At 39.3% G+C, this 21667-nt stretch carries 18 protein-coding genes; 17 read left to right on the top strand and 1 reads right to left on the bottom strand.

Going from position 1 to position 21667, the window contains the following annotated elements; translation table 11 throughout:
- Positions 1-2: 2 nt before the first annotated feature.
- The 14 genes from lspA (at position 3) to IGK54_RS07315 (ending at position 15057) form a co-directional block, all read left to right on the top strand.
- The gene (gene lspA, locus IGK54_RS07380) at positions 3-479 is read left to right on the top strand and encodes a signal peptidase II (protein WP_002360174.1); all 477 of its coding nucleotides are present in this window, start codon (positions 3-5) and stop codon (positions 477-479) included.
- Positions 466-1371, top strand: a complete 906-nt coding sequence (locus IGK54_RS07375; RefSeq protein ID WP_142957130.1) for an RluA family pseudouridine synthase — start codon at positions 466-468, stop codon at positions 1369-1371. The genes lspA and IGK54_RS07375 overlap by 14 nt, the downstream gene beginning before the upstream one ends.
- Positions 1372-1709: 338 nt before the next feature.
- Positions 1710-2249: a bifunctional pyr operon transcriptional regulator/uracil phosphoribosyltransferase PyrR gene (gene pyrR / locus IGK54_RS07370; RefSeq protein WP_301280621.1), complete on the top strand. Its 540-nt coding sequence runs from the start codon at positions 1710-1712 to the stop codon at positions 2247-2249.
- A gap of 16 nt (positions 2250-2265) precedes the next feature.
- Positions 2266-3546 carry a solute carrier family 23 protein gene (locus IGK54_RS07365; protein WP_002357410.1) on the top strand — a complete coding sequence of 427 codons (1281 nt, stop codon included), beginning with the start codon at positions 2266-2268 and terminating at the stop codon, positions 3544-3546.
- Positions 3547-3559: 13 nt separating this feature from the next.
- A complete protein-coding gene (locus tag IGK54_RS07360) occupies positions 3560-4486 on the top strand; it encodes an aspartate carbamoyltransferase catalytic subunit (protein ID WP_002357411.1) in 927 nt (308 codons plus the stop codon).
- A gap of 8 nt (positions 4487-4494) precedes the next feature.
- The gene (locus IGK54_RS07355; protein WP_142957129.1) at positions 4495-5778 is read left to right on the top strand and encodes a dihydroorotase; all 1284 of its coding nucleotides are present in this window, start codon (positions 4495-4497) and stop codon (positions 5776-5778) included.
- A gap of 2 nt (positions 5779-5780) precedes the next feature.
- Complete coding sequence (locus tag IGK54_RS07350) at positions 5781-6860, top strand: carbamoyl phosphate synthase small subunit (protein WP_430602838.1); 1080 nt, start codon at positions 5781-5783, stop codon at positions 6858-6860.
- Positions 6860-10042, top strand: coding sequence for a carbamoyl-phosphate synthase large subunit (carB, locus tag IGK54_RS07345; RefSeq protein WP_142957128.1), 3183 nt, complete (start codon positions 6860-6862; stop codon positions 10040-10042). Before IGK54_RS07350 ends, carB begins: the two co-directional genes overlap by 1 nt.
- A 107-nt stretch (positions 10043-10149) precedes the next feature.
- Complete coding sequence (locus IGK54_RS07340) at positions 10150-10941, top strand: dihydroorotate dehydrogenase electron transfer subunit (protein ID WP_002365731.1); 792 nt, start codon at positions 10150-10152, stop codon at positions 10939-10941.
- Positions 10938-11876: a dihydroorotate dehydrogenase gene (locus IGK54_RS07335; RefSeq protein ID WP_002369312.1), complete on the top strand. Its 939-nt coding sequence runs from the start codon at positions 10938-10940 to the stop codon at positions 11874-11876. The genes IGK54_RS07340 and IGK54_RS07335 overlap by 4 nt, the downstream gene beginning before the upstream one ends.
- On the top strand, positions 11866-12579 hold the full coding sequence (gene pyrF, locus IGK54_RS07330; protein WP_002357417.1) for an orotidine-5'-phosphate decarboxylase: 714 nt from the start codon (positions 11866-11868) through the stop codon (positions 12577-12579). Before IGK54_RS07335 ends, pyrF begins: the two co-directional genes overlap by 11 nt.
- Position 12580: 1 nt before the next feature.
- Positions 12581-13213 (top strand): orotate phosphoribosyltransferase, encoded by a 633-nt coding sequence (pyrE, locus tag IGK54_RS07325; RefSeq protein ID WP_002360179.1) that lies wholly within the window; start codon positions 12581-12583, stop codon positions 13211-13213.
- Between the two features lie 182 nt (positions 13214-13395).
- A complete protein-coding gene (locus tag IGK54_RS07320; RefSeq protein ID WP_002397349.1) occupies positions 13396-14109 on the top strand; it encodes a carbonic anhydrase in 714 nt (237 codons plus the stop codon).
- An 18-nt stretch (positions 14110-14127) separates the two neighbouring features.
- Positions 14128-15057 (top strand): LysR family transcriptional regulator, encoded by a 930-nt coding sequence (locus tag IGK54_RS07315; RefSeq protein WP_025190792.1) that lies wholly within the window; start codon positions 14128-14130, stop codon positions 15055-15057.
- Positions 15058-15105: 48 nt separating this feature from the next.
- On the opposite strand, the gene IGK54_RS07310 is transcribed toward IGK54_RS07315, so the two are convergent.
- On the bottom strand, positions 15106-16152 hold the full coding sequence (locus IGK54_RS07310) for a GntR family transcriptional regulator (protein ID WP_002374726.1): 1047 nt from the start codon (positions 16150-16152) through the stop codon (positions 15106-15108).
- 156 nt (positions 16153-16308) lie between these two features.
- Between IGK54_RS07310 and IGK54_RS07305 the strand changes: the two genes are divergently transcribed.
- The 3 genes from IGK54_RS07305 to IGK54_RS07295 all read left to right on the top strand — a co-directional run bounded on the left by IGK54_RS07305 (position 16309) and on the right by IGK54_RS07295 (position 21640).
- Positions 16309-17598, top strand: a complete 1290-nt coding sequence (locus IGK54_RS07305; protein WP_002365728.1) for a glycoside hydrolase family 125 protein — start codon at positions 16309-16311, stop codon at positions 17596-17598.
- 11 nt (positions 17599-17609) lie between these two features.
- On the top strand, positions 17610-20300 hold the full coding sequence (locus IGK54_RS07300; RefSeq protein ID WP_002399015.1) for an alpha-mannosidase: 2691 nt from the start codon (positions 17610-17612) through the stop codon (positions 20298-20300).
- 161 nt (positions 20301-20461) lie between these two features.
- Positions 20462-21640, top strand: a complete 1179-nt coding sequence (locus IGK54_RS07295; protein WP_002365726.1) for a pyridoxal phosphate-dependent aminotransferase — start codon at positions 20462-20464, stop codon at positions 21638-21640.
- Positions 21641-21667 lie beyond the last annotated feature (27 nt).

The raw sequence follows: 21667 nt of genomic DNA, 5'->3' as shown, positions 1-21667 counted from the left end.
GATTGTTAGTAGTATATTTTTTAATCAGTGCCTTATTAGTAGGGCTTGACCAATGGAGCAAATATTTGACGGTCCAAAACATTTCTTTGGGTGAAACAAAAGAATTCATTCCTGGATTTTTGTCGCTGACCCATTTAAGAAATACCGGAGCCGCTTGGAGCTTATTAGAAGGAAAGATGATATTCTTTTATGTCATCACAGTAATTGTTAGTGTCGTGATTATTTATTTATTAATTAAGAATTATAAAAAAAGTATCTGGTATTCTGTAGGTTTATCTTTTGTCTTAGCAGGTGCCATTGGGAATTTTATTGATCGTGTACGTTTAGGCTACGTGGTGGACATGCTCCAAACGGATTTTATGAATTTTCCTATTTTTAATGTTGCAGATAGTACGTTAGTGGTCGGCGTTATTTGTATATTTATTTATTTGATTTTAGATGAAAAAGCAGCAAAGGAAGGCAAAAATGGAACAAATTAACGTAACGATTCAAACAGAAAAAGGCCGGATTGACAAAGTATTAAGTGAACATTTACCCAATCATTCCCGCTCGCAAATTCAACAATGGTTAAAAGAAAAACACGTAACAGTTAACGGTGAAACGGTCCGCGCAAATTACAAAGTTACAGCAGGCGATGAAATTGTGGTAACAATTCCTGAACCAGAAGTGCTAGATATGGTAGCAGAGGATATTCCTTTGACCATTGTTTATGAAGACAATGATGTGATTGTCGTCAACAAACCTCAAGGCATGGTTGTTCATCCTTCGGCAGGGCATCCCAAGGGTACATTAGTGAACGCGTTACTTCATCATGCGGATCACTTATCGGCGATTAATGATGTGGTGCGACCGGGAATTGTTCATCGAATTGATAAAGATACTTCGGGGCTATTGATGGTGGCTAAAAATGATCAAGCCCATGAATCATTAGCGAAACAGCTAAAAGAAAAAACATCGTTACGTAAATACGTTGCCTTGGTCCACGGTGTTATTCCTCACGATAAGGGAGAAATAAATGCGCCTATTGGTCGTTCCAAGGTTGACCGTAAAATGCAAGCGGTCATTGAAGGCGGTAAAGAAGCAGTCACGCATTTTACTGTTTTAGAGCGTTTTGATGCATTTACCTTAGTTGAATTACAACTAGAAACAGGCCGGACACATCAAATCCGTGTTCACATGAAATATATCGGTTATCCATTAGCTGGAGATCCATTGTATGGACCGAAAAAAACATTGCCTGGCAATGGACAATTTTTACATGCGAAGTTATTAGGCTTTACACATCCTACTACAGGTGAACAATTAGTCTTTGAAGCACCTTTACCAAAAGTTTTTGAAAAAACTTTACACCAATTAAGAAATAATCATTGATTTTTTTCTGAAGAAGAGGTAAACTCTTTTTTAAGAAGAAAAATAACTAAATAACTGTAACCTTTAAGTTTAGTCCCGTGAGGCTAAGAAGGAATCATGCAAAAGAACACTAGGTGCGCTTAGTTAGTAAGTTGTGTGGGCTACATGGTACCCTTGTACCTTTTTAAACTGTAACCAACATCCTCCTATCCTCATACGGGTAGGAGGATTTTTTGTTGGAAAAAATAACAGGACAATTTCAATAAAAACCCACTTATTTTTCAGCTGCTCAATTGAAGGAAGAATCGCTGACCCCAAGACAGCGAGGACGTAGATAAAAAAGAAATGAGGAGGAAATTATTATGCCAAAGAAAGAAGTTGTTGACGCAGTCACAATGAAACGAGCGCTTACTCGAATCTCGTATGAAATTATTGAAAGAAACAAAGGAATTCAAGACATTGTTTTAGTAGGAATTAAAACGCGTGGGATATACATTGCACAACGTCTAGCCGAACGCTTAAAACAATTAGAAGATATTGACGTGCCAGTTGGTGAATTAGATATTACTTTGTATCGTGATGATGTGAAAGATATGGAGGAACCTGAATTACATTCTTCTGACGTACCAGTCTCAATTGAAGGTAAAGAAGTTATTTTAGTGGATGATGTCTTGTACACGGGCCGGACCATTCGTGCTGCGATGGACGCTGTTATGGATTTAGGTCGTCCAAGAAAAATCTCTTTAGCAGTCTTAGTAGATCGTGGGCATAGGGAACTACCGATTCGTGCCGATTATGTAGGGAAAAATATTCCAACATCAAAAACTGAGGAAATTATTGTGGAAATGGAAGAGCGTGACGGCGCAGATCGTATTATGATCAGTAAAGGAAACGAATAAAAAGGAGTGAACAACGTTGTCAGAAAAAGAATTTCGAAATGAGGATGCAGTCTTAGATATTAAAGACAGACCGCAAGCTTTTCACTGGGTTGGCCTAAGTTTACAACATTTATTTACGATGTTTGGCGCAACGGTTTTAGTACCAATCTTAGTGGGAATTGACCCAGGGATTGCGTTAGTCAGTTCAGGATTAGGAACAATGGTCTATCTGATTACTACAAAAGGAAAAATCCCCGCTTATCTTGGCAGTAGCTTTGCTTTTATTGCAGCGATGCAGATGTTAATGAAGAGTGATGGTTATCCAGCCATTGCCCAAGGTGCTATGACAACCGGCTTGGTATACCTAATCGTTTCATTAATCATTAAAAAAATTGGTTCCGACTGGTTGGATAAAATTTTACCGCCTATCGTTGTAGGACCTGTCGTGATGGTTATCGGTTTAGGCTTAGCAGCTAATGCCGCAAATAACGCAATGTATAACAACAACGTTTATGATTTTAAATATATTGCCGTAGCCTTAATTACTTTAGGCTTAACCATTTTTTACAACATGTTTTTCAAAGGCTTCCTAGGATTAATTCCAATTCTTTTGGGAATTGTTAGTGGGTACCTGGTCGCTTTAGCTTTCGGAATTATTGACTTAACCCCTATTAAAGAAGCCGCTTGGTTTGCTTTACCGAATTTTGAAGTACCTTTTGTTCAATATGAACCGAAATTGTATTTAAATGCCATTACAACAATGGCACCAATTGCTTTTGTAACAATGACAGAACATATTGGTCATTTAATGGTCTTGAATAAATTAACCAAGCGCAACTTTTTCCAAGACCCAGGCTTATCTAAAACTTTAATGGGAGATGGCTTAGCGCAAATTGTAGCAGGTTTTGTTGGTGGACCACCAGTTACAAGTTATGGTGAAAATATCGGCGTGCTGGCAATTACAAGAGTACACAGTGTCTTCGTGATTGGTGGAGCCGCGGTGTTCGCTGTAGCTTTAGGCTTTGTTGGAAAATTAAGTGCCTTGATTCTAAGTATCCCAGGACCAGTTATTTCAGGAATTAGTTTCGTCTTGTTCGGTGTGATTGCCGCAAGTGGTTTGAAAATCTTAATCGATAATAAGATTAATTTTGATAAGAAAAAGAATTTATTGATTGCTTCAGTAATTTTAGTCATCGGCATTGGTGGCTTAGTCTTCAAAGTAGGAACCTTTGAATTGTCTTCAATGGCATTAGCAACCGTCTTAGGAATTGTTTTGAATTTAATTTTACCGGAAAACGCACGTAGCGAAGAACAGTAGGAGGACTGGACGAATGATTATTACATCTGAACGAATTAGTTTAAAACATCTTTTAACTGCTGAGGCTTTAACCGACCGTGAAGTCATGGGGTTAATCCGTCGCGCAGGAGAATTTAAACAGGGAGCAAAATGGCACCCAGAAGAACGTCAATATTTTGCAACAAACTTGTTTTTTGAAAATAGTACTCGAACACATAAAAGTTTTGAGGTAGCTGAGAAAAAATTAGGCTTAGAAGTGATTGAGTTTGAAGCAAGTAGAAGTTCTGTTCAAAAAGGAGAAACGTTATACGACACAGTACTAACGATGTCGGCAATTGGTGTAGATGTAGCAGTCATTCGTCATGGTAAAGAAAATTATTACGATGAATTGATTCAAAGTAAAACGATTCAATGTTCTATTATTAACGGTGGGGACGGGAGTGGACAACACCCTACACAATGTTTATTGGATCTGATGACCATTTATGAAGAATTTGGTGGATTTGAAGGCTTGAAAGTGGCGATTGTGGGAGATATTACACATTCTCGCGTTGCTAAATCAAATATGCAGTTATTAAACCGTTTAGGCGCTGAAATTTATTTTTCAGGTCCAGAAGAGTGGTATGATCATCAGTTTGATGTCTATGGACAATATGTGCCGCTAGATGAAATTGTTGAAAAAGTCGATGTGATGATGTTGCTTCGCGTGCAGCACGAACGTCATGATGGTAAGGAAAGTTTTTCAAAAGAAGGCTATCATTTGGAATATGGTTTAACCAACGAACGGGCAACTCGTTTACAGAAACACGCAATTATTATGCATCCAGCGCCAGTCAATCGGGATGTTGAACTGGCAGATGAATTAGTGGAAAGTCTGCAATCAAGAATCGTCGCGCAAATGAGTAACGGAGTCTTTATGCGCATGGCAATTTTGGAAGCAATTTTACATGGAAAGGCCTAGGTGGAGAAATGAAGACGTTAATTAAGAATGGAAAAATCATCAAAAAAGAGAATCAATTGATTGAGGCAGCACTTTGGCTAGAAAATGGTGTGATTCACGCAATCGGGGAATCGTTTGACGAAGCAGATTTTGAGCAAGTGTTTGATGCGAAAGGGCAACTAATTACACCAGGCTTGGTCGATGTGCATGTTCACTTTAGAGAACCAGGCTTTACGTATAAAGAAACGATTAAAACGGGCAGTAAAGCTGCTGCTCGCGGTGGTTTTACTACGGTTTGCGCAATGCCCAATTTGAATCCAGTACCAGATACGGCTGAAAAATTAAGTGAGGTTTACGACTTAATTCAAAAAGATGCAGTCGTGAAAGTTTTACAATATGCCCCCATTACAGAAGAGCTACGGAGTGAAGTTTTAACCAATCAGAAGGCCTTAAAAGAAGCGGGCGCCTTTGCATTTACGAATGATGGTGTTGGTGTCCAAACGGCAGGAACGATGTACTTAGCCATGAAAGAAGCGGCTGCATTAAATATGGCGCTTGTTGCGCACACGGAAGATGAATCTTTATTATTTGGCGGTGTGATGCATGAAGGCGAAGTTTCTAAGAAATTAGGCCTACCAGGGATTTTAAGTGCAACGGAAGCTTCACAAATTGCTCGGGATATTACTTTAGCAAAAGAAACAGGCGTTCATTATCATGTTTGTCATGTTTCAACAGAAGAAAGCGTGCGCGTTATTCGAGATGCTAAAAAAGCAAGGATTCACGTAACAGCCGAAGTTTCGCCACACCATTTAATTTTAGTCGATGAGGATATTCCTGGTGACGAAGGGTTTTGGAAAATGAACCCGCCATTACGTGGTTTAGCAGATCGACAAGCATTGATTGACGGCTTGTTAGATGGCACGATTGACTGTATTGCTACCGACCACGCGCCCCATGGTTTAGAAGAAAAACAACAATCATTTTTAAACGCACCTTTTGGTATTGTCGGTAGTGAAACGGCCTTCCAATTGATTTATACGAACTTTGTCGAAACAGGCATTTTCACATTAGAACAAGTGATTGATTGGATGGCAGTGAAACCGGCAGAAATTTTTGGATTAAACGCAGGAACACTAACAATTGGTGCACCAGCAGATATTGCAGTTTTTGACTTAGCAACAGCTGCACCAATTGATGCAGAAGCATTTGAATCAATGGCTGTCAATACACCATTTACAGGGTGGACAGTCAAAGGAAAGACACTTATGACATTTGTTGACGGAGCATTAGCTTGGTCGGAGGAGGCGCAGTAGGTTTGAAAAGGTTATTGATTTTAGAAGACGGAACAGTATTTGAAGGAAAAGCGTTTGGTGCAGAAGGCAATGTAGTAGGAGAAGTTGTTTTTACTACTGGCATGACAGGTTACCAAGAAGCAATTACTGACCAAAGTTTTAATGGACAAATGATTACTTTTACGTATCCATTAGTTGGAAATTACGGGGTCAACCGAGATGATTATGAATCCATTGCACCAACCTGTAAAGGTGTCATTGTTAAAGAGCATGCGCGGGTTGCTTCAAATTGGCGTCAACAAATGACCTTGGATGAATTTTTAAAGCGCAAAGGGATTCCGGGAATTTCAGGAATTGATACGCGTGCGCTGACTCGTAAGTTACGATCAGCTGGAACAATGAAAGGGAGCATCATTGATGCCGTGGATGATTTGCCGCATGCATTTGATCAACTAAAAGCGACGGTCATGCCGAAAAATCAAGTGGCACAAGTCTCCATCACTAAACCTTATCCGAGTCCAGGTATTGGGCGTAATGTAGTCGTCGTTGATTTCGGGTTGAAACATAGTATTTTGCGAGAATTATCAAAACGGCAATGCAACTTAACCGTGTTGCCTTATAATACAACGGCCGAAGAGATTTTAGAATTAAGTCCCGATGGTGTCATGTTGACAAATGGGCCTGGAGATCCCAAAGATGTGCCTGAAGCTATTGAAATGATTCAAGAAATCCAAGGAAAAGTTCCAATTTTCGGCATCTGCTTAGGTCATCAGTTATTTTCATTAGCAAATGGTGCGGATACGTATAAGATGAAGTTTGGACATCGCGGTTTGAATCATCCTGTACGAGAAATTGCAACAGGACGCATTGATTTCACTTCACAAAATCACGGATATGCCGTAGATGAAGCAACAATTGATCCAGAAAAATTACTTGTGACCCACGTGGAAGTCAATGATGGAACGGTTGAAGGCGTGCGTCATCGAGATTATCCAGCTTTTACTGTGCAATATCACCCAGATGCGGCTCCAGGACCGCACGATGGTCTTCATTTATTTGACGAATTTATGGAATTAATGGATGCATGGAAGGAGCAAAACTAATGCCAAAACGAACGGACATCAAGAAAATCATGGTGATTGGTTCAGGACCAATCATTATTGGACAAGCAGCAGAATTTGACTATGCAGGCACACAAGCCTGTTTAGCGCTAAAAGAAGAAGGGTATGAAGTTGTCTTAGTAAACTCAAATCCAGCGACTATCATGACCGATAAGGAAATCGCGGATCATGTTTATATCGAACCGATTACTTTAGAATTTGTTTCAAGAATTTTGCGAAAAGAACGTCCTGATGCTCTTCTACCAACATTAGGTGGTCAAACTGGATTAAATATGGCGATGGAATTATCGGAATCAGGAATTTTAGATGAGCTAAATGTAGAATTGCTAGGAACAAAGCTCAGTGCGATTGACCAAGCGGAAGACCGTGATTTATTTAAACAATTGATGGAAGAATTAGAACAACCGATTCCAGAAAGTGAAATTGTCAATACGGTGGAACAAGCCGTGGCTTTTGCCAAACGAATTGGTTATCCAATTATCGTTCGTCCCGCATTTACCTTAGGTGGAACAGGCGGCGGCATGTGCGATACGGAAGAAGAACTCCGCCAAATTGCTGAAAATGGTCTGAAATTATCACCAGTTACACAATGTTTAATTGAAAAAAGTATTGCTGGTTTTAAAGAAATTGAATATGAAGTGATGCGTGACTCGGCTGATAATGCGATTGTGGTTTGTAACATGGAAAACTTTGATCCTGTCGGCATTCACACTGGGGATTCGATTGTTTTTGCTCCGAGTCAAACCTTATCAGATTATGAATACCAAATGTTGCGAGATGCGTCTTTGAAAATTATTCGTGCATTAAAAATTGAAGGTGGCTGTAATGTTCAATTAGCTTTGGATCCACATAGCTTTAATTATTATGTGATTGAAGTTAATCCTCGTGTTTCTCGTTCATCTGCACTTGCTAGTAAAGCCACAGGGTATCCAATTGCGAAGTTAGCCGCAAAAATTGCTGTTGGTTTAACATTAGATGAAATGAAAAATCCAGTTACTGGAACCACTTATGCCGAATTTGAACCAGCTTTGGACTATGTTGTTTCCAAAATTCCTCGTTGGCCTTTTGACAAATTTGAAAAAGGTGCTCGAGAACTAGGAACGCAAATGAAAGCAACCGGGGAAGTCATGGCAATTGGCCGCAATATTGAAGAATCCTTATTAAAAGCAGTTCGTTCTTTAGAAATTGGTGCTTATCACAATGAGTTAGCAGAACTAAGTCATGTCAGTGATTTAGAATTAACGAAGAAAATGGTCCATGCGCAAGATGATCGATTGTTCTACTTATCAGAAGCCATTCGTAGAGGATATAGCATCGAAGAATTACAAAGTTTAACGAAAATTGATTTATTCTTCTTGGATAAACTTTTACACATTATCGAAATTGAAACGGCCCTTGAAAGTCACGTGGACAACGTATCTGTCTTGAAAGAAGCCAAACAAAATGGTTTTTCTGATCGGAAAATTGCGGCACTTTGGGGACAAACAGAACAAGCCATTGCTGACTTCCGCAGAGCCAATCAAATTGTGCCCGTCTATAAAATGGTCGATACGTGTGCTGCAGAGTTTGAATCACACACGCCTTATTTTTATAGCACGTATGAAGTGGAAAACGAAAGCAATGTTTCGAAAAAGCCTTCTGTACTAGTATTAGGTTCTGGTCCCATTCGCATTGGTCAAGGGGTCGAGTTTGATTATGCAACGGTTCATTCTGTCAAAGCGATCCAAGCGGCTGGTTATGAAGCAATTATTATGAATAGTAATCCTGAAACAGTTTCAACAGATTTCTCTGTTTCTGATAAATTATACTTTGAGCCATTAACTTTAGAAGACGTCATGAATGTGATTGATTTAGAAAATCCGATTGGCGTGATCGTCCAATTTGGTGGACAAACAGCGATTAATTTAGCTGAGCCGCTCACAAAACAAGGCGTTAAAATTCTTGGAACAACGATTGAAGATTTAGATCGTGCGGAAAATCGTGATTTATTTGAACAAGCTTTGCAAGAGTTAGAGATTCCTCAACCACCAGGAGATACGGCCACAAGTGCAGAAGAAGCAGTCGTGATTGCTGATCGTATCGGCTATCCCGTTTTAGTGCGTCCAAGTTATGTTTTAGGTGGTCGTGCAATGGAAATTGTCGAAAATCAAAAGGATTTGGAAGATTATATGCGACATGCAGTCAAAGCTTCTCCAGAACATCCTGTCTTGGTTGATAGCTATTTATTGGGACAAGAATGTGAAGTTGATGCCATTTGTGATGGTGAAACAGTACTAATTCCAGGGATTATGGAACATATTGAACGAGCTGGCGTTCATTCTGGCGATTCAATGGCGGTTTATCCACCGCAGTATCTTTCTCAAGAAATTCAGGCAACAATTGCCGATTATACAAAAAAACTAGCACTTGGTTTAAACTGTGTAGGCATGATGAATATTCAATTTGTTATTCATGAAAATCGTGTTTATGTGATTGAAGTGAATCCTCGTGCGAGTCGAACAGTTCCTTTCTTAAGTAAAATCACAGGGATTCCGATGGCCCAAGTTGCTACAAAAGCGATTCTTGGTGAGAAACTGACTGACCTAGGATATCAAGATGGATTATACCCTGAAAGTAAACAAGTTCATGTGAAAGCCCCTGTGTTCTCCTTTACGAAACTACAAAAAGTAGATACGTACTTAGGGCCTGAAATGAAATCAACTGGGGAAGTTATGGGTAGTGATTATTATTTAGAAAAAGCCTTGTATAAAGCCTTTGAAGCATCTGGCTTGCATTTGCCAAGTTATGGAGCTGTACTTTTCACCATTGCTGATGAAACAAAAGAAGAGGCGTTAGAAATTGCTAAGCGTTTTTCAGCAATTGGCTATAGTTTAGTCGCAACGGAAGGAACCGCTGACTTTTTAGCGAAGCATCAGTTGCCTGTTAAGAAAGTGACGAAAATTTCTAATCCTGAAGGGGAAACCGTGCTGGATGTCATTCGTAATGGGAATGCACAAGTGGTAATCAATACCATGGATAAAAATCGTTCCAGTGCCAACCAAGATGGGTTTTCAATCCGTCGGGAAGCAGTCGAACATGGGATTCCATTGTTTACCTCACTTGACACAGCGAATGCGATTTTAAAAGTTTTAGAATCAAGAGCCTTTACGACAGAAGCCATTTAAGCAAAAATCTGGAACAATCGTCTGAGGAGGACTGTTCCAGATTCTTTTACGAAGAAATAGAAAATCATTTATAGGGGAATCAGAGAATAAAGGAGTGAAGGATACTGATGCAGAGAAAGCAAGAAATGATGACCATTGTAGCTCAAAAACAGTTAGCGCCACGGATTTATCAGTTAGACTTACAAGGCGAGTTAGTGAAAGAGATGACACGACCTGGACAGTTTGTGCATATCAAGGTTCCGCGTGCAGATTTACTTTTGCGGCGACCGATTAGCATCAACCAAATTGATCATTCGAACGAAACCTGTCGTTTGATTTATCGAGTCGAAGGCGCTGGAACGGAAGTGTTTGCCACCATGAAGGCTGGTGAACAATTAGATATTTTAGGTCCTTTAGGAAACGGCTTTGATATAACTACCGTAGCAGCTGGTCAAACTGCTTTTATCGTTGGCGGAGGAATCGGGATTCCCCCATTGTATGAATTATCAAAACAACTCAATGAAAAAGGCGTGAAAGTGATTCATTTTCTTGGTTATGCATCAAAAGAGGTTGCTTATTACCAACAAGAATTTATGGCATTAGGAGAAACACATTTTGCCACAGATGACGGCTCGTTTGGCGCTCATGGCAACGTGGGACGTTTATTGTCAGAAGCGTTAGCAAAAGGACGGATCCCTGATGCAGTTTATGCTTGTGGTGCGAATGGTATGTTAAAAGCAATTGATTCTTTATTTCCAACACATCCACACGTTTACCTTTCTTTAGAAGAACGGATGGCCTGTGGAATTGGGGCTTGTTATGCCTGCGTTTGCCATAAAAAAGGAGACACTACTGGAGCAAAAAGTGTCAAGGTCTGTGATGAAGGTCCGATTTTTAAAGCAAGTGAGGTTATCTTATAATGAAAAATCCTTTAGCTGTTTCAATTCCAGGTTTAACATTAAAAAATCCAATTATTCCCGCCAGTGGTTGCTTTGGGTTCGGGGAAGAATATGCTAACTATTATGACCTTGATCAATTAGGTTCAATTATGATTAAGGCAACAACGCCCCAAGCACGATATGGAAATCCCACGCCACGTGTAGCTGAAACACCTAGTGGTATGCTAAATGCCATTGGATTGCAGAATCCAGGTTTAGAAGTGGTGATGCAAGAAAAATTACCGAAATTAGAAAAATACCCTAACTTACCGATTATCGCAAATGTTGCAGGTGCTTGCGAAGAGGACTATGTGGCTGTTTGCGCAAAAATTGGGCAAGCGCCTAACGTCAAAGCAATTGAACTGAATATTTCCTGTCCCAATGTGAAACATGGCGGCATAGCTTTTGGTACAGATCCAGAAGTTGCTTTTCAATTAACACAAGCAGTCAAAAAAGTCGCCTCTGTTCCGATTTATGTTAAACTATCACCAAACGTAACGGACATTGTGCCGATCGCCCAAGCAATTGAAGCAGGGGGCGCAGACGGCTTTTCTATGATTAATACATTGCTCGGGATGCGCATTGACTTAAAAACGAGAAAACCTATTTTAGCCAATCAAACTGGTGGACTATCTGGCCCAGCCATTAAACCTGTTGCCATTCGCTTAATCCGACAAGTCGCCAGTGTTTCTCAGTTGCCAATTATTGGAATGGGCGGTGTTCAAACAGTGGATGATGTCTTGGAAATGTTCATGGCAGGTGCTAGCGCTGTCGGTGTTGGTACGGCCAACTTTACAGATCCATATATTTGTCCGAAGTTGATTGACGGATTACCTAAGCGAATGGAAGAGTTAGGTATTGAATCGTTGGAACAATTAATTAAAGAAGTGAGAGAGGGGCAGCAAAATGCACGATAGACCAATTATTGCGTTAGATTTTCCCACGCAAAAAGAAGTGGCTGTTTTTTTAGAAAAATTTCCTAAGGAAGAAGCCTTGTTTGTTAAAGTGGGGATGGAACTTTTTTACGCAGAAGGACCAGCGATTGTTCGCTGGCTTAAAGAACAAGGGCACGATGTTTTCTTGGATTTAAAATTACATGATATTCCGAATACTGTGGAAAAAGCGATGACAAATTTAGCAAAATTAGGCGTTGCCATTACCAATGTCCATGCAGCAGGGGGCGTTCGAATGATGCAAGCAGCTAAGGAAGGTCTAATCAAAGGGACTCAGCCAGGCGCTAAGGTTCCTGAGTTAATTGCTGTAACCCAGTTGACTTCTACTAGTGAAGAAGAGATGCACCATGATCAATTAATCAACGTTCCTTTAGAGACAAGTGTCATTCATTATGCTAAATGTGCGGAAAAAGCGGGTCTGGATGGCGTGGTTTGTTCAGCATTAGAAGCACGTGGTATTCAAGAAGCAACCAAGCAGACGTTTATTTGTTTAACACCTGGTATTCGTCCAGCAGGAAGTGCAGTAGGTGACCAACAACGGGTCGTTACGCCGCAACATGCTCGCGAAATCGGGTCCACATATATCGTTGTTGGCCGACCTATTACCCAAGCAGAAAATCCTTATGAAGCCTATCAAGAAATCAAAAAAGACTGGAGCGGAAAGTAACATGACAAAAGTAGCAAAAAAGATTGCCAAAGATTTATTAGAGATTGAAGCGGTATTTTTAAACCCTAATGAGCCTTTTACATGGGCTAGTGGCATAAAAAGCCCGATTTATTGTGATAACCGTATCACAATGAGTTATCCTGCTGTGCGTAAAGAAATTGCAGAAGGCTTAGCGGCAAAAATTAAAGAGACTTTCCCAGAAGTCGAAGTGATTGCTGGGACAGCTACCGCAGGGATTCCACATGCGGCATGGGTAGCCGATATTTTAGGATTACCAATGGTTTATATCCGCAGTAAAGCCAAAGATCACGGCAAAGGGAATCAAATTGAAGGCCGAATTTCTGAAGGACAAAAAATGGTAGTTATCGAAGATTTAATTTCAACCGGCGGTAGCGTGTTAGAAGCGGCAGAAGCGGCGGAACGTGAAGGAGCAACGGTTTTAGGCGTTGCGGCAATCTTCACTTATGAGTTACCCAAAGGAACAGCAAATTTTGCAGATAAACAGATGACGTTACTAACGTTAACCAATTATTCAACTTTAATTGATGCTGCATTAGAAGCAAATTATATCGAAGAAAAAGATGTTACCTTATTACAAGAATGGAAAAAAGATCCTGAAAACTGGGGCAAATAACCGTTGCACTAAAGATGGTTCTTGTCTTCTGATTTTTAGTGTCATTTTCAGTAACCAGATTTAACGGTAGGAGAACTTAGGTCATTTGCCGAGGAGCGTAATGATCTAAGTTCTTTTGTTTGACGTAGAAAAGATGTTAGGATAGAGTTTTAACATGAGTTTTACCTGATTACTATGTGGAAATGAAGGAAGAGTGTATGAAAAAAATAAAAAATATGGACGTTGAATGGAGCTATACAGGCAACGATGGACCAGAACATTGGCATACGCTATGTGACTGGTTTGCAGAAGGTGCTAAGTTTGCTTATCAATCGCCAATTGCTTTAGAAAAAGAAAGTGCTGAGACAGTAAATTCTCAGATTACGTTTCATTATAAAAAAGAAGAATTCACTGAAAAAGAATTCAAAAATACGTTTCATTTTGTACCACCAAATACGGAAAGTTACGTAATGTTTGAAAATGTTGCGTATCATTTAACCGATATCCATTTTCATATGCCTAGCGAACATTTGCTATCGGGAAAGCAGTATCCGCTAGAATTCCATTTGGTTCATATGAATGATGCTGGCGAAAATTTAGTTGTCGGTTGCCTGTTTAACATCACAGAGGAAGAAAATCGTTTTTCAGAAGCGAATCATCCGATGGACTGGGAAAACGGCACGCACCAACAATGGTTTAATCCGTCAATCTTTTTACCAGAGGAGCGTCTACACTACCATTATGTAGGCTCGTTAACAACACCGCCAACTAAGGGTCCAGTGAAATGGTTTGTATTTGATACCATTCAAAAAATGGATCAAGCCTTTTTAAATAAGATCAAGGAAGGTATGTTGGCCTTTAACAATCGGCCCCTTCAGCCGTTGAATGGGCGTAAGATTTATTTTTCAAATGATTAGTGTGTGGAGGAAAAAGTGTTGAATATTCAACAAATGAAGTATGTTGCTGCCATAGCTAACAATGGGAGTTTTCGGGAAGCAGCCAAAAAACTATTTATTACACAACCTAGCTTGTCAAATAGTATTCGAGAATTAGAAGAAGAACTAGGAATTTCCCTCTTTTTACGTACTAATAAAGGCGCTTTTTTAACAGAAGAAGGAATGGTTTTTTTAGAACAAGCAGAGAAAGTCTTAGTTCAAATGGAGTTATTGGAAAATCGCTATCGCGAGACAGTGACCAGCGAACGATTCTCCATCTCTTCGCAACATTACGATTTTTTAGGTGAGGTAATTGCCAAAGTTCTTAAAAAGTATGGGGATCAATATAAAGATTTTCGTGTCTTTGAAACCACGACCTTAAAAGTAATTGAAGACGTCAAAGGATTTCACAGTGAGCTGGGGATTATTTATTTAAATGAACAAAATAGTGTCAGTATTGAACGGTATTTAGAACAAGCTAATCTAGCCTACGAGGTAATTAGTACTTTTAATACACACATTTTTTTAGGAAATCATCATCCTTTAGCCAAGCAAAAAGAAATTCATTTAGAGGAATTAGTTCCCTATCCACAAGTTCGCTTTAATCAAGAAGGAAGCAATTTTTCCTATTTTTCTGAAGATTTAGTTGAAATTCCTGAACAGGAATCGGTCATTCATACTACGGATCGTGGAACCTTGATGAATTTGTTGGTAGAAACCAATGCTTATGCTTCTGGTTCAGGAGTCGTAACGGGTTTTACGAAGAAAGAAATTCGGTTAGTGCCATTGGCGCCAGCCTTGGAAAATCGTATTTGTTTACTCTTTCCCAAAAATCGGGAAATCAGTCCGATTGGTCGCTACTTTATCAAAGAACTAAAAGCGTTGTTTAAAAAAGAGGTAGATACCAAAACGTTTAGCGCTAAGGAATAAAAAGAAGGAACTATCAGTGATTTGACTGATAGTTCCTTCTTTTTTGGCTCATTTTGAAACAGTAGAAATGGTTTCTCTTTCAATTAATGTGACAGGCACTTGAATGTCTTCTATGATTTGAAGGTCTTGCTGCATCGTTTGTAATAACACTTCGCCAGCTAGTTTTCCCATTTCTTTAAAGTCTTGCGCCATGGTTGTTAATGGCGGTTCGACAAATGCTGCTGCTTGAATATCGTCAAAACCAATAATCGATAATTCTTCAGGCACATGAATACCTAGGTTTTTACAGTTTCGTAAACAATGTAACGCGCTGAAGTCATTATCGCAGACCACGGCTGTGAGTTGGTGCGCCTCAAAATACTGTTTAAAGTTGTGTTCATCTAAGAGATTGGTTTCCGTGATTGCTGTATGGAACGCCAGATTGGCTTCTTTTAAAGCTTGGAGATAACCTAAATAACGTTGCCGAACGGATTGTAGGGCCGGACTTCCTGAAAGGATATATCCAATTTTTGTATGTCCTAAGCCAATTAAGCGTTCGGTTGCTGTTTTACCACCAGCAAAGTTGTCTGATTGAATGGTTGCAAAAGGTAAATCATGGATCTTTTTATCCAAGACAACGACTGGAAAATTCATCAAAGCCAACTCAAACAATAAGTCGAGGTAGTCATTACTAGTAGCAGCATAATAGACAAGCCCGGCAAACTCATTCACAATGTCCGCAGCATTTTTCTCTCTCAAAAAATTAGGCGAGGTCATAAAGACTTCTAAACCAGCTGCTTGAATAGTAGGGGCCAAACCGCTATAGAAATTTCCTACTGATAAATCGTCTGCAAAAGGCAATAAAAAAAGAACTTTATTTAAAGAGGTATGAAGAGGATGCTTTGGTGCTTGAACAAAACTTCCTTTTCCTTGGTGACGTTGGATTACGCCTTGCGTTTCCAACTCAGTTAGCGCTCGTTTGGACGTAATTCTACTGACGTTAAACTGAGCCGATAATTCTTTTTCGGTAGGCACTTGCGCTCCAACAGGCAATCGCCCTGAATCAATTTCATTTTGTAAATAATCAATAATTTGTTGATATAATGGTTGCTTCATTCATTTCACCTCACAATAAGATATATCTTATTTATAGTTTACCATAAATTAATTGGTTTTAAAATGAAAAAAATGATTGAAATCACTAGACAAAGTGAAATGTAAACGCTATAATTCAATTGTGAAATGATATATCAAATTCAAGAGGTGACGAGAATGGTTTATACAGAAGTTCCAAAATCCGTAGCAACATTTATGGAGACAATTACAGAAAAATGCGGTGAAGCACATCAAGATTGGGCAAAAAACTTTCAGGCGGCCTTTGCCAATACTTTACTAACAACAGTGAAACGTCAAGAAGATGGTACTACCTTTTTATTAACAGGCGATATTCCAGCAATGTGGTTAAGAGACTCAACAGCACAAGTTCGTCCCTATTTAGTGATTGCGAAAGAAGACGAAGACCTTGCTCAAATGATTGCTGGTTTGGTTAAACGCCAGTTTCGTTATATTTGCATTGATCCTTATGCCAATGCGTTTAATGAAACAGATAATCATGCAGGCCATCAAACTGATAAGACAGAAATGAATGGCTGGATTTGGGAACGGAAATATGAAATTGATTCATTATGTTACCCGGTCCAATTAGCCTATTTACTTTATAAAAATACTGGGATGACCGAACAATTTAATTCAGATTTTGTGGAAGGCGTCAAAAAAATTCTCAACGTTTTCACAACAGAACAAGATCACGCACAGTCACCTTATTTATTTGAACGAGATACGTGGCGTCAAGAAGATACGTTGGTTGAAGCAGGGAAAGGAACACCAGTTGGCAAAACAGGGATGACATGGTCAGGCTTCCGTCCTAGTGATGATGCCTGCCAATATGGTTACTTAGTTCCTTCTAACATGTTTGCAGTCGTAATTTTAGGCTATATTCAAGAAATTTTCTCTGATGTTTTAGAAGATGCTACGATTGTGGCGATTGCTAAAAAATTACAAGAAGAGATTGAAGAAGGCATCCAAACATTTGGACGAACAAAAAATCAAAATAACGAAACGATTTATGCGTATGAAGTGGATGGCTTAGGCAATGCAAGCGTGATGGATGACAGTAATGTTCCCAATTTAGTAGCAGCCCCTTATCTGGGTTATTGTTCAACAGAGGATGAACAATATTTAACAACCCGTCAAACCTTATTAAGTAAAGAAAATCCTTACTTCTATGAAGGCAAATTCGCGAAAGGGATTGGTAGCTCGCATACACCAGAAAATTACGTGTGGCCGATTGCTTTAGCAATGGAAGGAATGACAACCAAAGATAAAGCTGAAAAAGAACGAATTTTAGATTTATTAGTTGCCACAGATGCGGGGACTCATTTGATGCATGAAGGTTTTGACGTAGATAATCCTGAAAATTATACAAGAGAATGGTTTTCATGGGCTAATATGATGTTTTGTGAATTAGTTATGGATTATTTTGACATCCGAGTGGAAAAATAGGAGGAAAAGTGATGACAAAGAAAAAAGTCTATATTGTTTCCCATAGTCATTGGGATCGTGAATGGTATCTTCCTTATGAAGAACATCATATGCGCTTAATTGAATTAGTGGATAATGTATTAGATTTAATTGAAAATGATCCAGAGTTTAACAGTTTCCATTTAGATGGACAAACGATTATCTTAGACGACTATTTACAAGTTCGCCCAGAGAAAAAAGAAGCTGTAAAAAAAGCTGTCCAAGCAGGCAAACTAAAAATCGGACCATTTTATATTTTACAAGATGACTTTTTAATTAGCTCTGAATCCAATGTTCGAAACATGCTGATTGGGCATTTAGAAAGTCAAAAATGGGGAGCACCAGTTCAATTAGGTTACTTCCCGGATACATTTGGGAACATGGGTCAAACACCTCAAATGATGCAATTAGCAAATCTGCCTGCGGCTGCCTTTGGACGCGGGGTGAAACCGATTGGCTTTGATAATCAAGTCTTAGAAAGCGACTATAGCTCACAATATTCTGAAATGTGGTGGGAAGGTCCTGACCAAACGAAAATTTTCGGCTTGCTTTTTGCGAACTGGTATAGTAACGGGAACGAAATTCCTTCAGAAAAAGAAGCGGCAATCGCTTTTTGGAAACAAAAATTGGCTGATGTGGAACGTTATGCTTCCACAAACCATTTATTGATGATGAATGGGGTCGACCACCAACCGGTACAAAGAGATATTACTAAGGCCATCGCTTTAGCCAATGAACTATTCCCAGAATATGAATTTATTCATTCCAATTTCGATGACTATTTGAAAGCTGTTCAAGAGGAGTTACCAGAAGATTTAGGAACAGTAACAGGCGAATTAACGAGTCAAGAAACGGATGGCTGGTACACATTAGCCAATACTTCTTCTGCTCGCGTCTATTTAAAACAGTGGAACACAAAAGTCCAACGCCAATTAGAAAATATCGCAGAACCTTTAGCAGCAATGGCTTACGAAGTAACTGGCGACTACCCACATGACCAATTTGATTATGCTTGGAAAACATTGCTTCAAAACCATCCGCACGATAGTATTTGTGGCTGTTCTGTCGACGAGGTTCACCGAGGCATGATGACTCGCTTTGAAAATGCCAATGATGTCGGGCATTTCTTAGCAGATGAAGCAACACGACAATTAACAGAAGCAATTGATACAAGTGTTTTCCCAGAAAAAGCGCACCCGTTTGTTTTATTTAATACTAGTGGCTATCAGAAAACGGAGGTTGTCACTGTGGAAGTGGAGATTGAACGATTGCCATTTTATACAGGAAAACCTGAAGATCTTTATCATGAATTAAAACAAAAAGCCACCCCAGATTATCAAGTGATTGATCCAACTGGAAAAGCCGTTGCAAGCCGTATTGTCAAAGAAGATGTTCGTTTTGGTTACGATTTACCTAAAGATGCTTTCCGTCAACCGTACATGGCCAAATACTTAACGGTCGAATTATCTGTCAAAGAAATGGCGCCATTCTCTTGGGATAGCTTTGCATTGATTCAAGGAGAAACGAAAGCTTTTGAAGGAAGTCTTTTGGCTCAACCAGCAACAAATGAAATGGAAAACGAATTTATTCAAGTGAAAATTGAAAACAATGGTAGCTTAACCATTGCTGACAAAAAAACAGGAGAAACATTTTCAAAATTGTTAACATTTGAAGATACTGGCGACATTGGGAATGAATATATCTTTTTCAAACCGACCGAAGACCAAGGAATTACAACCGAAAATGTAATGGCTGAAATTACGAATAAAGAAAATTCCCCTGTAAAAGCAAGTTATCAAATTAAACAAACCGTCATGTTACCAGTTTCAGCAGATGAACGATTAGAAGAAGAACAAAAGGCTGTTCGTGAGTTTAGAGAACGCCAAGCACAACGTTCAACGACGCTTCGCCCGTTCGAAATAACGACAGTGGTTACAATGATCAAAGAAAGTAACCAATTGTTCTTTGAAACAACCATTAATAATCAAATCAAAGATCATCGTTTACGCGTGCTTTTCCCAACTGGCATGGTCACAGAAACACACGAAGCGGATAGTATTTATGAAGTCGTGACACGACCAAATCAAGTAAGCGACACATGGGAAAATCCAACAAACCCGCAGCACCAACAAGCGTTTGTGAATGTTCATGACCAAAACAAAGGCGTGACTATCTTCAATGAAGGCTTAAATGAGTATGAAGTCTTGGCAGATGGAACCATTGCGGTCACATTAATTCGTTGTGTTGGCGAACTAGGTGATTGGGGCTATTTTGCGACACCAGAAGCACAATGCCAAGGAGAATATACCTTTAAATATGGTTTGTCATTGCATGGAAAACCAGAAGAACGCTTTGCTACGTATCAACAAGCCTATAGTGCACAAATTCCTTTTACTGCAGCTACTACTGCGCGTCATGAAGGTAAACTAGCACCGAACCATGTCTACTTGACAACGGCAGAAGGACCAATTGGTTGGACAGCTGTTAAACGTCAAGAGCAAACAAATCATTTAGTCGTTCGTGGCTTTAATCTAACAGCGCAAAATATTCCTTGTGAACTTCACAAAGAGACACAACCAGCGACTTGTTTAACAAATGTATTAGAAGAACCGTTGACACCAGCGATAGAAGTTGATGCACCATTACGTCCGTTTGAAATTCGGACATGGCGTTTCGAAAAATAAATAAATAGGAGAACTTTGTTGAAAAGGACAAAGTTCTCCTATTTTCTTCTCTGTCGTTTTTTTGAGATATTTATAATAAAAATCTAGCGAAACAATGAGAAAATCATTCATTTTACGGTCAATTTGTGCTACTATAACGTCAACTGAAGGAGTGAAGCTAAATGGATTTAACCAATCGTTTTAATCGTCAAGTAAATAAAATTGCTGTTTCTTTAATTCGTCAATTTGACGAACAAGTTTCAGGAATTGAAGGTATTTTAAAATTAACGCTAGGAGAGCCGGATTTTAATACACCTGAGCATGTCAAAAAAGCAGCCAAAGAAGCAATTGATGCGAATTTTTCTCATTATACAGGGATGTCTGGTTTGTTAGATGTTCGTGAAGCAGCCGCTTATTTTATGAAAGAAAAGTACCATTTGACTTACCAGCCTGCGACAGAAATTTTAGTAACAGTTGGAGCAACAGAAGCGATTTCAGCTTCGTTATTAGCAATTTTAGAACAAGGTGACAAAGTGCTATTGCCAGCACCTATTTACCCAGGGTATGAACCAATTATTACATTGGCGGGGGCGGAACCGGTATATTTGGATACACGAGACAATGATTTTGTCTTGACCCCTGAAATGATTGAAGCGGCAATGGCCGAGCATGGGGAACAAGTCAAAGCAATTATTTTAAATTATCCTAGCAACCCAACTGGTGTCACCTATAACCGCCAAGAGCTGCAAGCAATTGCTGATGTTCTAAAAAAATACGACATTTTTGTGATTAGTGATGAAATTTATAGTGAGTTAACTTATGATGAGAGTCATGTTTCGATTGCTGAAATGTTACGTGACCAAACGATTTTAATTAACGGTTTGTCGAAATCACATGCCATGACAGGCTGGCGGATTGGCTTTATTTTTGCACCAGCGATTTTAACAGCGGAGATCATTAAAGTTCATCAGTATTTAGTTACTGCGGCTGCAACTGTGTCTCAAAAAGCGGCTGTTCGTGCCTTAATCGAAGGAATGCATGATGCTGAAATTATGAAAGAAGAGTATCGGAAACGGCGCGATTTTGTTTATGAACAGATGACTCAATTGGGGTTTGAGGTTGCGCGTCCAAATGGGGCCTTTTATATTTTTGCTAAGATTCCTACTGGTTATGAACAAGATTCTATGAAATTTTGTATTGATTTAGCGCAAAAAGAAGCAGTAGCGTTGATTCCAGGTATTTCTTTTGGCCCAGAAGCAGAAGGATACGTCCGAATTAGTTATGCGTCCGATATGGATAAATTAACAACGGCCATGGAACGAATTGCACATTACATGGCGACACAACGCGTAACGCACTAGCCTTTATAGATTCTTTACACACCTTTA

This window comes from Enterococcus sp. DIV2384, from assembly GCF_050534975.1.
GTDB lineage: Bacteria > Bacillota > Bacilli > Lactobacillales > Enterococcaceae > Enterococcus > Enterococcus faecalis.
The sequence above is the reverse complement of the archived record's forward strand: the minus strand, read 5'-3'. Positions and strand labels throughout refer to the sequence as shown.

Coding starts and splice junctions, on each gene's coding strand:
- IGK54_RS07375 (WP_142957130.1), top strand. CDS start 466: ATGGAACAAATTAACGTAACGATTCAAACAGAAAAAGGCCGGATTGAC.
- IGK54_RS07360 (WP_002357411.1), top strand. CDS start 3,560: ATGATTATTACATCTGAACGAATTAGTTTAAAACATCTTTTAACTGCT.
- IGK54_RS07355 (WP_142957129.1), top strand. CDS start 4,495: ATGAAGACGTTAATTAAGAATGGAAAAATCATCAAAAAAGAGAATCAA.
- carB (WP_142957128.1), top strand. CDS start 6,860: ATGCCAAAACGAACGGACATCAAGAAAATCATGGTGATTGGTTCAGGA.
- IGK54_RS07340 (WP_002365731.1), top strand. CDS start 10,150: ATGCAGAGAAAGCAAGAAATGATGACCATTGTAGCTCAAAAACAGTTA.
- pyrF (WP_002357417.1), top strand. CDS start 11,866: ATGCACGATAGACCAATTATTGCGTTAGATTTTCCCACGCAAAAAGAA.
- pyrE (WP_002360179.1), top strand. CDS start 12,581: ATGACAAAAGTAGCAAAAAAGATTGCCAAAGATTTATTAGAGATTGAA.
- IGK54_RS07320 (WP_002397349.1), top strand. CDS start 13,396: ATGAAGGAAGAGTGTATGAAAAAAATAAAAAATATGGACGTTGAATGG.
- IGK54_RS07310 (WP_002374726.1), bottom strand. CDS start 16,152: ATGAAGCAACCATTATATCAACAAATTATTGATTATTTACAAAATGAA.
- IGK54_RS07305 (WP_002365728.1), top strand. CDS start 16,309: ATGGTTTATACAGAAGTTCCAAAATCCGTAGCAACATTTATGGAGACA.
- IGK54_RS07300 (WP_002399015.1), top strand. CDS start 17,610: ATGACAAAGAAAAAAGTCTATATTGTTTCCCATAGTCATTGGGATCGT.
- IGK54_RS07295 (WP_002365726.1), top strand. CDS start 20,462: ATGGATTTAACCAATCGTTTTAATCGTCAAGTAAATAAAATTGCTGTT.